This is a genomic window from Roseomonas sp. TAS13 (assembly GCF_001950415.1).
Classification (GTDB): Bacteria; Pseudomonadota; Alphaproteobacteria; order Acetobacterales; family Acetobacteraceae; genus Roseomonas; species Roseomonas mucosa.
On sequence record NZ_BDLP01000016.1, the window covers coordinates 1 to 13,326 of the forward strand.

General features: G+C 69.4%; 12 protein-coding genes and 1 tRNA gene. 11 read left to right on the forward strand and 2 right to left on the reverse strand.

Translation table 11 applies throughout. From position 1 onward, the window contains the following. Window positions 1-784: 784 nt before the first annotated feature. Entirely contained in the window at window positions 785-2,362 is a 1,578-nt protein-coding gene (locus ROTAS13_RS02780) for a 2-isopropylmalate synthase (RefSeq protein WP_075821493.1), read from the forward strand. 251 nt (window positions 2,363-2,613) lie between these two features. Here ROTAS13_RS02780 and ROTAS13_RS02785 read toward each other — a convergent pair whose 3' ends face one another. Continuing rightward, a complete protein-coding gene (locus ROTAS13_RS02785; protein WP_019461573.1) occupies window positions 2,614-2,853 on the reverse strand; it encodes a YMGG-like glycine zipper-containing protein in 240 nt (79 codons plus the stop codon). Between the two features lie 215 nt (window positions 2,854-3,068). Between ROTAS13_RS02785 and ROTAS13_RS02790 the strand changes: the two genes are divergently transcribed. The 10 genes from ROTAS13_RS02790 to ROTAS13_RS02835 all read left to right on the forward strand — a co-directional run bounded on the left by ROTAS13_RS02790 (window position 3,069) and on the right by ROTAS13_RS02835 (window position 13,004). After that, on the forward strand, window positions 3,069-4,112 hold the full coding sequence (locus ROTAS13_RS02790) for a rod shape-determining protein (RefSeq protein ID WP_019461572.1): 1,044 nt from the start codon (window positions 3,069-3,071) through the stop codon (window positions 4,110-4,112). Between the two features lie 48 nt (window positions 4,113-4,160). After that, window positions 4,161-5,033, forward strand: coding sequence for a rod shape-determining protein MreC (gene mreC, locus ROTAS13_RS02795; protein WP_019461571.1), 873 nt, complete (start codon window positions 4,161-4,163; stop codon window positions 5,031-5,033). 52 nt (window positions 5,034-5,085) lie between these two features. Beyond that, window positions 5,086-5,634 carry a rod shape-determining protein MreD gene (mreD, locus tag ROTAS13_RS02800; protein WP_019461570.1) on the forward strand — a complete coding sequence of 183 codons (549 nt, stop codon included), beginning with the start codon at window positions 5,086-5,088 and terminating at the stop codon, window positions 5,632-5,634. 25 nt (window positions 5,635-5,659) lie between these two features. Further along, on the forward strand, window positions 5,660-7,564 hold the full coding sequence (gene mrdA / locus ROTAS13_RS02805; RefSeq protein ID WP_019461569.1) for a penicillin-binding protein 2: 1,905 nt from the start codon (window positions 5,660-5,662) through the stop codon (window positions 7,562-7,564). 1 nt (window position 7,565) lies between these two features. Then, the gene (gene rodA, locus ROTAS13_RS02810; protein ID WP_019461568.1) at window positions 7,566-8,717 is read left to right on the forward strand and encodes a rod shape-determining protein RodA; all 1,152 of its coding nucleotides are present in this window, start codon (window positions 7,566-7,568) and stop codon (window positions 8,715-8,717) included. 105 nt (window positions 8,718-8,822) lie between these two features. Continuing rightward, window positions 8,823-8,898, forward strand: a tRNA-Lys gene (locus ROTAS13_RS02815). Between the two features lie 304 nt (window positions 8,899-9,202). After that, on the forward strand, window positions 9,203-9,562 hold the full coding sequence (locus tag ROTAS13_RS02820) for a DUF6481 family protein (protein WP_019461567.1): 360 nt from the start codon (window positions 9,203-9,205) through the stop codon (window positions 9,560-9,562). Window positions 9,563-9,787: 225 nt separating this feature from the next. Continuing rightward, complete coding sequence (locus ROTAS13_RS02825; protein WP_075821494.1) at window positions 9,788-10,516, forward strand: gamma-glutamylcyclotransferase; 729 nt, start codon at window positions 9,788-9,790, stop codon at window positions 10,514-10,516. A 104-nt stretch (window positions 10,517-10,620) separates the two neighbouring features. After that, window positions 10,621-10,965 carry a PsiF family protein gene (locus ROTAS13_RS02830; protein WP_037249766.1) on the forward strand — a complete coding sequence of 115 codons (345 nt, stop codon included), beginning with the start codon at window positions 10,621-10,623 and terminating at the stop codon, window positions 10,963-10,965. A gap of 161 nt (window positions 10,966-11,126) precedes the next feature. Continuing rightward, window positions 11,127-13,004 (forward strand): AI-2E family transporter, encoded by a 1,878-nt coding sequence (locus ROTAS13_RS02835; RefSeq protein WP_075821495.1) that lies wholly within the window; start codon window positions 11,127-11,129, stop codon window positions 13,002-13,004. A 27-nt stretch (window positions 13,005-13,031) separates the two neighbouring features. Here the strand turns inward: ROTAS13_RS02835 and ROTAS13_RS26950 are convergent, their stop codons facing one another. Then, on the reverse strand, window positions 13,032-13,178 hold the full coding sequence (locus ROTAS13_RS26950) for a hypothetical protein (RefSeq protein ID WP_155985194.1): 147 nt from the start codon (window positions 13,176-13,178) through the stop codon (window positions 13,032-13,034). Between the last annotated feature and the right edge of the window lie 148 nt (window positions 13,179-13,326).

Here is a 13,326-nt window from a genome sequence, read left to right on the forward strand (position 1 = left end):
TGACGTCGAGACTTGTGATCAAGAGACAGGCCGGCGGGGCCTGCGGCTCCCGACCGGGCTGATCCGTCATGGGACCATCATTCCCGGCCTCGCCCCCGTCTTTCCGGTGCTGCGCCAGATCCCCGATTCCCGCCTTGCTTCGCATCGCACTCCTGGTCCGGCCAGGCCTGCCGGGGGCCGGGCCGAATTCTCATCCCCGCGAATCATGGACTTCGCCCGTCACGGTCCGTCCGCGTATGGCGCCCCGGTATCCTTCCGGCAGCCATGCTCCGTTGCCCGGGCTGGTCCCCCTCCTTCCCCCGGGACGGATCCCGCTTCCCTCGCGCGGCTGCATGGCCCCCGGCCTTTCCCATCGCAAGGGCGCCTGCCCCATAGCGGACAACGCCACACCAAAGTTTTCCGCCCCCATGACAACACCGGATGCCCAGTCCGGGCGGAACCGGCGGTCCGCTCCGGCGCGGACAGAAGCCGCAAGGGAAGTGGTTGTCCAGCCCGGCAAGTGCTGCTAACGCTGGCGTCATGACCGCGCGCGGCCACATCGCTGCCTTTTCCGTGGGCCTTCCGGCCTGCGATGGCGCGCGCCTCCTTCTCCTTCGACTTACCGGCCCCTGGGCGTAACCCCGGCGGGACACCGCCGGCCGCGTTCAGGGGATCTCCCCTCGGGTTCATTCCCGGGGATCAGGGGCCGGTGCGACGCGCGAGATGCCGCGTCCCGGCCCACCCGCCACCGGAAACCACGCCCCGGCGGCGGCCCAGCCACGGTAGAACAGTCGAGAATCCCCCGATGTCCATCACCCATCCCTCCTTCGGCACCATCCCGGGCGAACGGGTCATCATCTTCGACACCACGCTGCGCGACGGCGAGCAGTCCCCCGGCTTCTCCATGAACCTGGAGGAGAAGCTGCGCATGGCGGATGCCCTGGCCGAACTGGGCGCCGACGTGCTGGAGGCAGGCTTCCCCATCGCCTCGCCCGGCGACTTCGACAGCGTGAAGTCCATCGCCGACCGCTTCGCGAAGTCCGGCCCCGTGATCTGCGGCCTGTCCCGCTCCGCGCCCAAGGACATCCTGCGCGCTGCCGAGGCGGTGAAGACCGCCGCCCGCCCGCGCATCCACACCTTCATCTCCACCTCCGAGCTGCACATGCGCGCCAAGCTGCGCATGACGCAGGAGCAGGTGCTGGAGGCCGTTGCTGCCTCCGTCACCCTGGCCCGCCAGCACGTGGCCGATGTGGAATGGTCCGCCGAGGATGGCAGCCGCACCGAGGACGACTTCCTGTGCCGCTGCGTCGAGGCCGCGATCCGGGCCGGCGCCACCACCATCAACATCCCCGACACGGTCGGCTATGCGGTGCCCGAGGACATGGCCCGCATCTTCACCATGCTGCGGGAGCGCGTGCCGGGCGCCGACACGGTGATCTTCTCCACCCACAACCACAATGACCTGGGCCTGGCCGTGGCGAACACCCTGGCCGCCATCCAGGCCGGGGCGCGGCAGGTGGAGTGCACCATCAACGGCATCGGCGAGCGCGCGGGCAATGCCAGCCTGGAGGAGGTCGCCATGGCGATCCGCACCCGGCAGAACGCCCTGAACAAGGTCACCGGCATCAACACGTCGAGCATCCTCAAGACCTCGCGCCTGCTGGCCACCATCACGGGCTTTGACGTGCAGCCCAACAAGGCCATCGTCGGCCGCAACGCCTTCGCGCACGAGTCCGGCATCCACCAGGACGGCATGCTGAAGGACCGCGGCACCTACGAGATCATGACGCCGGAAAGCGTCGGCTGGACCAACTCCTCCCTGGTCATGGGCAAGCATTCCGGCCGCGCCGCTTTCCGCGACAAGCTGAAGGCCCTGGGCTACGAGGTCGGCGACAACCAGCTCAACGACGCCTTCGCCCGCTTCAAGGAAATCGCTGACCGCAAGAAGGTCGTCTATGACGAGGACATCGTCGCGCTGGTGGACGACCAGATCCTGCGCACCCATGACCGCATCAAGCTGACCGCGCTGACCGTCACCGCCGGCCTGCACACCCATCCCATGGCGACGCTGAAGCTGGAGGTGGATGGCGAGGCGCATGAGGGCATGGCGGTCGGCGACGGCGCGGTGGACGCCACCTTCAATGCCATCCGCGCCGCCTTCCCGCACGAGGTGGGCCTGCGCCTCTTCGCCGTGCAGTCCGTCACCGGCGGCACCGATGCCCAGGCCCGCGTCACCGTGCGGCTGGAGGAAGGCGGCAAGCTGGTGGACGGGCAGGGCTCCGACACCGACACCATCGTCGCCTCCGCCCGCGCCTATATCCACGCGCTGAACAAGCTGCTGGTGAAGCGCGAGCGCACCGCTCCGGCAGCGATGACGGCCTGACCGGCGGCGCGCGGGCGGAGCGATCCGCCCGTGACGCCCTTTTCATCTCGGGGGGGGGCTGTCCGGTCCGACATGGGTGCGGCCGGACCCCTCTGCCCCCTGGCTGCACTCGCCAGCGGGACGGTTCCGGCCGTTGAACCGCAACCGGTTCCTTCCGCATGCCAGGAAGCAGAAACGACAAAGGCACTGCCTCCGGCCGTTGGGCCGGAGGCAGTGCCTTTCTGAACGGAAGCCTGGGTTGTGGCGTTTACCTACCGCCAGACCGGCCGGCCGAGATTGACGTCGTTGCCACTGGTCGCGGCACCGCCGATCGCACCCGCGCCCGCGCCGATCAGCGCACCGGTCCCCGCATTACCGGACAGTGACCCGATGCCCGCACCAGCCAAGCCGCCCAGCGCACCACCGGACAGCGCCCTGTCTCCCGTGCTGTAGCCGCAGGCTCCCAGGGTCAGTCCCGCCAGGGCCAGGACGGTGAGGGTGGACTTACGCATGGCTTCGCTCCATCGTTGCATCCTTGCAGCCAAATCCCTGTTTGGCTTTCCGGCCCGGTAACGTGCCGCACAGTGCGCGGTTGCATTTTCGAGACACGCCGAGACGCCCTGCCATGCCGGCAATGGGTGCAAGAGGGGCTTGAGCCCGCGCGCCAGGGGGGCTAGTCAGGCGCGCTCCCCCGCTACCCATTCCTCACGCACGAGGCGTCAAGCGCATGTTCTCCCGCATGTTCGGCTTCCTTTCGGCCGACATGGCCATCGATCTTGGGACCGCCAATACCCTCGTCTATGTGAAGGGCCGCGGCATCGTTCTGAACGAGCCCTCCGTGGTGGCCATCGCCGATCTCCGTGGCCGCAAGCAGGTCCTCGCCGTGGGCGAGGAAGCCAAGCACATGCTCGGCCGTACCCCCGGCAACATCGCCGCCATCCGCCCGATGCGCGACGGCGTGATCGCGGATTTCGAGGTGGCGGAGGAGATGATCAAGCACTTCATCCGCAAGGTGCACAACCGCCGCTCCTTTGCCTCGCCGATGATCGTGATCTGCGTGCCCTCCGGCTCCACCGCCGTCGAGCGGCGCGCGATCCAGGAGAGCGCCGAGAGCGCCGGCGCCCGCAAGGTGCTGCTGATCGAGGAGCCGATGGCGGCCGCCATCGGCGCCGGCCTGCCGGTGACCGAGCCTTCCGGCTCCATGGTCGTGGATGTCGGCGGCGGCACCACCGAGGTCGCGGTGATCTCGCTGGGCGGCATCGTCTATGCCCGTTCCGTCCGCGTCGGCGGCGACAAGATGGATGAGGCCGTGATCAGCTACATCCGTCGCCAGTTCAACCTGCTGATCGGCGAAAGCACGGCCGAGCGCATCAAGATGGCCATCGGCGCCGCCGCCGTGCCCGATTACGGCGAGGAAGGCCCGGTCATCGAGGTCCGCGGCCGCGACCTGATGAACGGCGTGCCGCGCGAGGTCTGGGTCAGCCAGCGCCAGATCTCCGAGAGCCTGAGCGAGCCGGTGACCGCGATCGTCGAGGCGGTGAAGGTCGCCCTGGAGAACACGCCGCCGGAACTGGCCGCCGACATCGTGGACAAGGGCATCGTCCTCACCGGCGGTGGCGCCCTGCTGTACCGGCTGGACCAAGTGCTGCGCGATGCGACCGGCCTGCCCGTTTCCGTGGCGGACGAGGCCCTGTCCTGCGTCGCGCTCGGCACCGGCCGGGCCCTTGAGGAAATGAAGCGGCTTCGCCACGTCCTGTCCTCGATGTATTGAGGACTCCCATCGCGGGGCCATGCCGGGCGCCCGCCAGGACTCGTGTGAATGATCCGACTGAGCATCCCGCTCCGGCAGGCCCTGTCACGGCTCACTCTGCCCGTGCTGATCGCGGCGGCCTTCGGGGCGATGCTCCTGGGCAAGGCCGATCCGCTGCTGGTGGAGCGCCTGCGCATGTCGCTGGCCGATTCGCTCGCGCCGTTCTACGCCGTGCTGTCGCGGCCGGTGGAGGCCGCGCAGGGGCTGGCGCAGGAGGCCAGCGAGCTCTGGCAGATCCGCGGCGAGAATGCCCGGCTGCGAGAGGAGAACGAGTTCCTCCTCCGCTGGCAGAATGCCGCCCTGGCGCTGGAGGCCGAGAACGCCCAGCTCCGCCGCCAGCTCTCCTTCGTCTCCACCGCCTCCGCCACCTACCACACCGTGCGCGTGGTGGCCGATGCCGGCGGCATCTATGCCCGGGCGGTGCTGGTGGCCAAGGCGCCGGGACTCGGCCTGCGCAAGGGGCAGGTGGCGCTGGACGAGCGCGGCCTGGCCGGCCGCATCACCGAGGTGGGCGAGCGTTCCGCCCGCATCCTCCTGGTCACCGACATCAACAGCCGCATCCCGGTGGTGCTGGAGGGCTCGCGCTCCCGCGCCATGATGATCGGCACCAATGGCGCCCGCCCGCGCCTGCAGCACTGGCCGGAGGGCACGCCGCCGCAGGAGGGTGAGCGGGTGGTCACCAGCGCCGAGGCCGCCGCCTTCCCGACGGGGCTGCCCGTGGGCGTGGTCCACTGGTCGGAGGATTCCGGCGCGCCGGAGGTGGAGCTCTTCGCGCAGCTCGGCCGGCTGGACATGGTGCGCATCTTCGATTTCGGCCTGGCCGGCATCCTGCCGCCGGAGGCGGTGGTCCGCCCCGAGTCCCGGCCGGAGCCCCGGAAGTAGCGCCGATGCCCGTCTCTTTCCCTTCGTCCTTTCCCGGCCCGGCCTCCCTCTGATGTGGCGGCATCCCCCCCTGGGGCAGCCGGACCCGGCGCCCGGCCTGCTGCGCCGGCTGGACGCCGTCGCGCGTGCCGCCATTCCGGTGGCCGGCACTGCCCTGGTCCTCATTCTCGCCGCCACCCCGGTCGGGCTGCCGACGCTGGGGCCCGGCCTGGTGCTGGGCTGCGTCTTCTTCTGGACGGTCTTCCGCCCCTCGGCCATGCCGGCCCTGGCGGTCTTCGGCCTGGGCTTCCTGCAGGACCTGCTGAACTTCGCCCCGCTCGGCCAGGGCATCCTGACCCTGCTGCTGGTGCACGGCACCGCCTTCCGCCTGCGCCGCTTCGTCGCCCGGCGCTCCTTCGCCACGGTCTGGCTGATCTTCTGCGCCTTCGCCCTTGCGGTGGCGGGGCTCTCCTACCTTCTTCAGACGGTGCTCAGCTGGCAGCTCTCCCCCCCCATGGCCGCCCTGGTGCAGGCCGGCCTCGCCGCCGGCGCCTACCCGGCGGTGGCGGCCATCCTGACCCGCATCCACGTGGCCATGCAGCAGGCGGAGAGCCTGGCATGAGCATCCGGCACCCGGGAGGGCGGCCATGAGCCGCCGGGGCGAGGAGGAGCGGCGGCGCTCCATCTTCACCCGTCGCGCCCTGGTGCTGGGCGGCATCCAGCTCGGCGGGCTGGGCTTCCTCGGCTATCGCCTGCACCGGCTGCAGGTGGACGAGGGCGACCGCTACGCCACGCTGGCGGAGGAGAACCGCATCTCCACCCGCCTCCTGGCGCCGCCGCGCGGCCGCATCATGGACCGCAACGGCGAGATCGTCGCCGCCAACCGGCTGAACTGGCGCGCCCTGTTGACCGCGGAATCGGCGGGCGACGTGCCGGCGGTGCTGGAGACCTTCTCGAAGCTGCTGCCCTTGCAGGACCACGAGAAGGCCCGCATCGAGCGCGACATCCGCCGCCGCCGCCGCTTCATCCCCGTCACCGTCCGCGACTTCCTGACCTGGGACGAGATGGCGCTGCTGGAGATCAACGCGCCGGACCTGCCGGGCATCAGCGTCGATGTCGGCACCACGCGCGACTATCCGGAGCACGAGCAGCTCGCCCATGTGGTGGGCTACGTCGCCCCGCCGGCGGAACGCGACATCGGCAACGACCCGCTGCTGGAACTGCCGGGCATCCGCGTCGGCCGCGCGGGGATCGAACGCTACCACGACACCATCCTGCGCGGCCGTGCCGGGTCCCAGCGCCTGGAGGTGAACGTCGTCGGCCGCGTGATCCGCGAGCTGGACCGCCGCGAGGGCGTGCCGGGCCAGGACATCCAGATCAGCGTCGATGCCCAGCTCCAGCGCAGCGTGCGCGGCCGCTGCGAGGAAGGCACCAGCGCCATCGTGCTCGACGCGAAGTCGGGCGAGGTCCTGGCCATGGCGAGCCAGCCCTCCTTCGACCCCGCTCTCTTCGATTCCGGCGTCTCCGCCGCGCAATGGAAGGAGTGGACCAGCAAGCGCTCCACGCCGCTGATCAACAAGGTGACGAACGGCCTCTACGCGCCGGGCTCCACCTTCAAGATGGTGGTGGGCATGGCGGCGCTGGACGCCAAGGTGGTCACGCCGGAGGACCGGGTCTTCTGCCCCGGCTACTACGACCTGGGCGACACGCGCTTCCACTGCTGGTCGCGCTACGGCCATGGCTCGATCAACATGCGCAACGCGCTCAAACTCTCCTGCGACGTCTTCTTCTACGAGATGGCCAAGCGCACCGGCATCGACCGCATCGCCGCCATGGCCAAGCGCTTCGGCATGGGGGTGGACCTGCAGATCGAGCTGCCGGGCACGCGCAGCGGCTTCGTGCCCACCCGCGAATGGCGCCTGAAGCAGGGCAAGCCCTGGAACCTGGGCGACACCATCGTGCATGGCATCGGCCAGGGCTTCTATCAGCTCACCCCGCTCTCCCTGGCCACGATGACCGCCCGCCTCGCCACCGGCAGGGCGGTGCAGCCCCACCTGACCCACGCGATCGGCGGCAAGCTGATCCGGGGCGTGAAGGCGGAGGACTGGCCCTCCCTGGGCATGTCCGAGCGCGACCTGCGCCTGATGCGGGAGGGCATGTACGCCGTGGTGAACGAGGAACGCGGCACCGGCGCCGCCGGGCGACTGCCCGGAGGCTATGGCATCCTGGCCGGCAAGACGGGTAGCGTGCAGGTCAAGCGCGTGACCCGCGAGCAGCGGGAGCGCGGCTTCCGGGCCGAGAACCTGCCGCGCGAATGGCGCCCGCACGCGCTCTTCGTCTGCTTCGCTCCCTATGAGGACCCGCGCTACGCCGTGGCCGTGGTGGTCGAGCACGGCCTCGCCGGCTCCGCCGCGGCCGCCCCTCTGGGCAAGCAGATCATGATGGACACCATCGAGCGCTTCCGGCAGGTGCCGACCCCCGCCGGGCCCCGCGTGGCCGATGCCGGCCCCCTGGAAGACCCCAGTCCCCGGCCCCCGGGGGGGAGACGCTGAGATGTCCGGCCTCTACGAGCGCCGCCTGCTGCGCGTCGAGCGCGGCTTCGGCGTCCTGGAGAAGCTCTGGGCCATGCCCTGGATCTTCATCCTCATGCTCTGCGCCCTGGCCGGTGTCGGCTATGTCGCCCTCTACTCGGCGGGTGGCGGCAACCCGGCCATCTATGCCAGCAAGCACGCCATCCGCTTCGCCTTCGGGCTGATCCTGATGGTCTGCATCGCGCTGGTGGACATCCGCGTGATCGCGAAGCTCTCCTGGCTCGGCTATGCCTTCGGCCTGGGCCTGCTCGTGCTGGTGATGCTGCACGGGCAGGTGGGCAAGGGCGCGCAGCGCTGGATCGATATCGGCCCGATCCAGCTCCAGCCCTCGGAGCTGATGAAGATCCTCCTGGTCCTGGCGCTCGCCTCCTGGTTCCACCGCGCCTCGTGGGAAAGGATGGGCAACCTCTTCTTCCTGGTCCCGCCCGCCATCGCCGTGCTGGTGCCGATGGCGCTGATCCTGAAGCAGCCGAATCTCGGCACGGCGCTGATCACCGGCGCCATCGGCCTGGCGATCTTCTGGGCCTCCGGCGCGCGCTGGTATCTCTTCGCCTTGCTCTTCGCCGCCATCGGCACCGCCGCGCCCATCGCCTACGACCACCTGCACGACTACCAGAAGGCGCGCATCACAACCTTCCTCGACCCCGAGAGCGACCCGCTCGGCGCGGGCTACAACATCATCCAGTCCAAGATCGCGCTCGGCTCCGGCGGGCTCTGGGGCAAGGGATTCCTGCAGGGCACCCAGGGGCACCTGAACTTCCTGCCCGAGAAGCAGACCGACTTCATCTTCACCATGATCGCCGAGGAATTCGGCTTCTTCGGCGCGATCGCCACGCTGGGGCTGCTCGCGCTGATCGTCGTCTTCGCCTTCCTTGTCGCGATCCGCTGCCGCCACCAGTACGGCCGGCTGGTCGCGATCGGGCTCGGCACCAACTTCTTCCTCTACGTCTTCATCAACATCGCCATGGTCACCGGCTCCATCCCGGTGGGCGGCGTGCCGCTGCCCCTGATCAGCCATGGCGGCTCGGCGATGATCACCGCCATGGTCGGCTTCGGCCTGCTGGCCAGCGTCTGGGTGCATCGTGACGCCGAGTTCGCGGCGGCAAAGGAATAGCGGCAAAGAATTGGGGCAGGGGGGTTGACCCTGCCGCGGAAGACGGTAAATAGGCGCCACCGACACGGACGGCACCGCTGAAAAGCGGAGCGGTTCGAAACGGTCGGGCGCATAGCTCAGTTGGTAGAGCAGCTGACTCTTAATCAGCGGGTCCTAGGTTCGAGCCCTAGTGCGCCCACCATTCCTTCCCAATCCTCGATCTGGTATTCGACCCACTGTCACTGTGGACGGCACATCCGGGGTTCCATCGGGATCCTCGCCCGGGCGAAAAGCCCCAAGCCCTGTCCTCGCGGGTCGCTGAACCGTTTCTTTTCCGGAACCGATATTCCTGGGCTATGCTGAAGCGGCATGGTCCCTCCGGCTCGTCCTATGCTTTCGCCGCCCTGTCGCGGCAGGCAGGGGCCGGAAGGCACCGCTCATCCGTGCCCGGCGGGATCGTGCCGGACCATTCCATTTCCACACAGCAAGGAGGCTGAAGCCTGAGCATGAGCAAGCATACCCCAGGAAGCCTGACCCAGCGGCTTGAGGATCAGGCCAAGGCGAAGCAGGCGATGCTGGAGGCTTTCCGTGCGCGCCCGACCCAGGATGATCCCGAACTCGCCGCCCGCCGCGCCGAACGCCTCGCCGCGGAGCAGGCCCGCGATGCCCGCATGGCCGCCCGCCGCGCCGAGCGTCTGGCCGAGATCGAGCGCCAGAAGGAGGAGCGCAAGGCCAAGGCCGAAGCCCGCGCCGCCGCCCTGCGCGAGCAGAGCCAGCGCAAGCCGATGACCCGTTCGCGCGTCGCCTCCATCCTGGCCGGCCATCAGGCGGCGCGGGATGCCCGCAAGGCGCAGCACCAGCGCTGAGTTGCTTGGTCGCCCCGGTGCTGCCGCGCAGCCCGGGAAAGACCTCCGGGGCGGTCCGGACTGGCCAGCGTGATCGGCCTGCCAACGGCGACGGCCCCGCGAAACATCGGTTTTCGTGATGGCCTGGATCGGGTTTTGGCCCGTTCCCAGGACGAGGCGGCCGTTGCATAGGGGGCCGCGTAACTTCGCGCCGGCGAAAGGCGTGGCGACGCGGACCCGGAGCCCATGTCCCTGACCGATCCATCTTCCCTGGCCGCGCCTGACGAGGACATCCCGCTCTCCGATGTCCTGACGCGAGACCTGCTGCGTTCGGGGAAGCTGGACCGGATGGTCGCCGCCGCAGTGCCTGGCCTGCGCCTGATGAGCGACGCCGAGCGTGAGGCGTCGCTGCGGCAGACCCTGGCGGCACGGCCCGCGGCGGAAGAGGGGGCCTGGGTCTTCGCCTATGGCTCCCTGATGTGGAACCCCACCATCCATCATGTGGACCGGCGCGTGGCGAGGGTGGAGGGATGGCACCGCTCCTTTTGCCTCTCGACCCCGATCGGCCGGGGCACGCCTGAGAATCCCGGCCTCGTCCTGGCTCTCGACGAGGGCGGATGGTGCGACGGCGTCGCTCTTCGCCTGGACGAGGGCAATCTCCCGGACGAGCTTTCCCTGCTCTGGCGGCGGGAGATGCTGACCGGCGCCTATCGCCCTGTCTGGGTACCGCTGCACGATTCCCGGGGGGAGGTCTTCGGACAGGGCATCGCCTTCGCCATCGACCCCGCCGGACCGCAATGCGTACGGCTTGGCGAGGCCGAGACTGTGCGCCGGCTCGCCACCGCGCGGGGCCAGATCGGCTCCTCCGCCGACTACCTGTTCCGCACGCGGGAGGGCCTGGAGGCCCTCGGGCTGAGCGATCCGGCCATCGAGCGCCTCGCCGCGCTGGTGGCGGGGTTCGGCGCCGCCGCCTGAAGAGCCGTTCCGCGGCCGGACGAGAAGGCTTGCCTGCCTCGGCCAAACCTGTTTCTGCTGCGCCGGACGGGTACGAGCCTGTCGCAACGGAGAATCTTCCAGCCATGCGGTTGTTCCCGACTCTCCTGGCTTCGGCGGCCCTTTTGGGCCTGTCCGGCGCCTGTTCGGCCTCCTTTGCCCAGCCGTCGGTCCCATCGTCAGCCCAGGCGGCGCAGCAGCAGCGCATGAAGGACTGCAACGCCACGGCCAAGACCCGTTCCCTGGCCGGCGACGGCCGGAAGCAGTTCATGAGCGCATGCCTCTCCGGCAAGGCGGACAGCGTGCAGAGCGCCGCCGCGCCCGCCACCCAGCAGGACCGTATGCGGAGCTGCAACGCCGAGGCCGGCACGAAGAAGCTGGCGGGCGACCAGCGGCGCAGCTTCATGAGCGCCTGCCTGTCCGGCCACTAGCGCGCAGCTTCACCCCGGCCATTGCCCGAATGGCCCGGCCTGTGGTGCGATGCGTCAGGGCCGGGTAGCCCGCCTGAACCCGGATGGCCGGCCCGCGTTGCCTCGGCATCCCGCGCCCGTCGCGGCGGGGGCCAGGGCGGGGCGGCATAGCAGGCGGTTGCATGAGCATGTTCGAGACCAGACGGCCGCCTCTGCCGGTCGCCATCCCGGCGCGGGGCATCATGACCCTGATCGCCTGCGCCATCGTCATCGCCGGCCTCTATTTCGGCCGTGATCTGCTGGTGCCCATCGTGCTGGCGGTGCTGCTGGCCTTCGTGCTGGCCCCGGTGGTGCGCGTCCTGCGCCGCTTCCGCCTGCCGCGCGTGCCCGCCGTGCTGATCTCGGTGCTGCTGGCCTTCGCCCTGCTGCTTGGCATCGGCCTGGCGGTCAGCCGCCAGGGGGCGCAGCTGGCCGGGAACTTCTCGACCTACCAGGAGGCGATCCAGCGCAAAGTCAATGCGCTGCGCCTGGACGAACTGGTGCGGCAGGTGGACATGCTGCTGCGCGGCATGGGCAACCTGGAGGACACCTCGCGCACCATCCACCGCCCGCCGCCCGCCTCAGGGCAGTCCGACCTCACACCGCTGGAACTGGCCCGTGGCGTGGCGGAGCCGCTGTTCAGGCCGATCGCCACCACCGGCATCGTGGTCGTCTTCACCATCTTCGTCCTTCTGTACCGGGAGGACCTGCGCGACCGGCTGATCCGCCTCGCCGGCACGCGGGATCTTCACCGCACCATGACGGCGATGACCGACGCGGCCTATCGACTGTCGCGTTACTTCCTGGCTCAAGTCGCGCTCAATGCCAGCTACGGCATCTTCGTGGGCACCGGCCTCTGGCTTATCGGCCTGCCCAATCCCGTCCTGTGGGGCATCCTGGCCGGGGTGATGCGCTTCGTGCCCTTCGTCGGCACGCCCATCGCCGTGGTGCCGCCGGTTCTGCTGGCCCTGGCGGTCGATCCCGGCTGGTCCATGGCGGTCTATGTGCTGCTGCTCTTCGCCTGCAGCGCGCCCCTGATGGGACAGGCGCTGGAGCCGCTGCTCTATGGCCACAGCACCGGCCTCTCGCCGGTGTCGGTGATCGTCTCCGCCACCTTCTGGGCCTTCATGTGGGGGCCCATCGGCCTGCTGCTGGCGACGCCGCTCACCGTCTGCCTCGTGGTGCTGGGGCGGCATGTCGAGCGTATGCAGTTCCTCGACATCATGCTGGGGGACGGGCCGCCGCTGCGGCCGGAGGAGACCTTCTACCAGCGGGCACTGGAAGGGGACGTGGACGGGCTGGTGGCCCAGGCGCGGCAGATGCTGCGGCACACGCCACTCGCCGTCTATTACGACGAGGTTGCCCTGCGCGGCCTGACCCTGGCGCAGGAGGACCGCATGCGCGAGGAGCTGGGCCCCGAGCAGTTCGGGCAGCTGCGCCAGCACGTGGCCATGCTGCTGGAGGATCTGGCCATGGGGGTCGAGGACCCACCGGTCCGCCTGCCCGCGCCCACCCCCGTCTCGGCCCTGGGCGACGAGTTCGTGGAACCTGATGCGATCCCGATTCGCCAGGGATTGCCGGCGCCGTCCTGGCGCACAGATGGTGCCATGGTGGTGATCGCCGGGCGTGGGGAGCTTGACGACCTCGCCGCGGAAATGGCGGTGCAGATCTTCCGGCGCCACGGCTTCGGCGCGCGGGCGGAAAGCAACAACGTGCTGGAGACGGCGAATCTGGAGCGGCTGGACCCTGCGGCGATCCGTCTCTGCTGTCTGTCGGTTCTGGAGGAAGGCAGCAGCGCTGCGGGGGTGCGGCATTTCCTGCGCCGTATCAGGCGACGCCTGCCGGAAACCCGGATCGTGGTGGCGCTCTGGCACGCACCGGCCGGGAGCCTGATGCTTTCCGCCTTGCGGAGCGAGAATCCCGGCGAAACCATCACCACGTCCCTGCGGGAAACCGTGGCACTCTGTCAGGCCGTGTCGGCCTGGGCCCTCAAGGATGAGGAGGAGCAGCCCGCCGGCTGAGAAGCCGGCGGCTGTTGCTCGGTCGGATCAGCGATAGACGGCGTCCGCGGCGGAGCGGGCGGCACGGATATGGCTGAAGAAGTTGCGCAGCTTGGCAAAAAGCATCTCGGCGAGCTGGCGCTGGCCCTCATGGGCCAGGATCATCGACTCACCCATCTCACGGAAAGTGTTCATCTCGATTTCCCTCATCTGCGGAAGGGGGGCGCCTGACTGCGCCCGTTTCCCTGTTTCGCTGCACTGCAAGGTGGACCCTCTCAGCATCCGATTCAAGTCAAAAGCGATGATGCCAAAGTATGTCTGGTAGGTTTTTCTAGTGATTATA

Bases quoted from the DNA above. Each gene is read 5' to 3' on its own strand.
- rodA (WP_019461568.1), top strand. From the start codon at position 7,566: ATGTCCGGCCTCTACGAGCGCCGCCTGCTGCGCGTCGAGCGCGGCTTC.
- mreD (WP_019461570.1), top strand. From the start codon at position 5,086: ATGTGGCGGCATCCCCCCCTGGGGCAGCCGGACCCGGCGCCCGGCCTG.
- mrdA (WP_019461569.1), top strand. From the start codon at position 5,660: ATGAGCCGCCGGGGCGAGGAGGAGCGGCGGCGCTCCATCTTCACCCGT.
- ROTAS13_RS26950 (WP_155985194.1), bottom strand. From the start codon at position 13,178: ATGAACACTTTCCGTGAGATGGGTGAGTCGATGATCCTGGCCCATGAG.
- ROTAS13_RS02790 (WP_019461572.1), top strand. From the start codon at position 3,069: ATGTTCTCCCGCATGTTCGGCTTCCTTTCGGCCGACATGGCCATCGAT.
- ROTAS13_RS02830 (WP_037249766.1), top strand. From the start codon at position 10,621: ATGCGGTTGTTCCCGACTCTCCTGGCTTCGGCGGCCCTTTTGGGCCTG.
- mreC (WP_019461571.1), top strand. From the start codon at position 4,161: ATGATCCGACTGAGCATCCCGCTCCGGCAGGCCCTGTCACGGCTCACT.
- ROTAS13_RS02820 (WP_019461567.1), top strand. From the start codon at position 9,203: ATGAGCAAGCATACCCCAGGAAGCCTGACCCAGCGGCTTGAGGATCAG.
- ROTAS13_RS02835 (WP_075821495.1), top strand. From the start codon at position 11,127: ATGAGCATGTTCGAGACCAGACGGCCGCCTCTGCCGGTCGCCATCCCG.
- ROTAS13_RS02780 (WP_075821493.1), top strand. From the start codon at position 785: ATGTCCATCACCCATCCCTCCTTCGGCACCATCCCGGGCGAACGGGTC.
- ROTAS13_RS02825 (WP_075821494.1), top strand. From the start codon at position 9,788: ATGTCCCTGACCGATCCATCTTCCCTGGCCGCGCCTGACGAGGACATC.
- ROTAS13_RS02785 (WP_019461573.1), bottom strand. From the start codon at position 2,853: ATGCGTAAGTCCACCCTCACCGTCCTGGCCCTGGCGGGACTGACCCTG.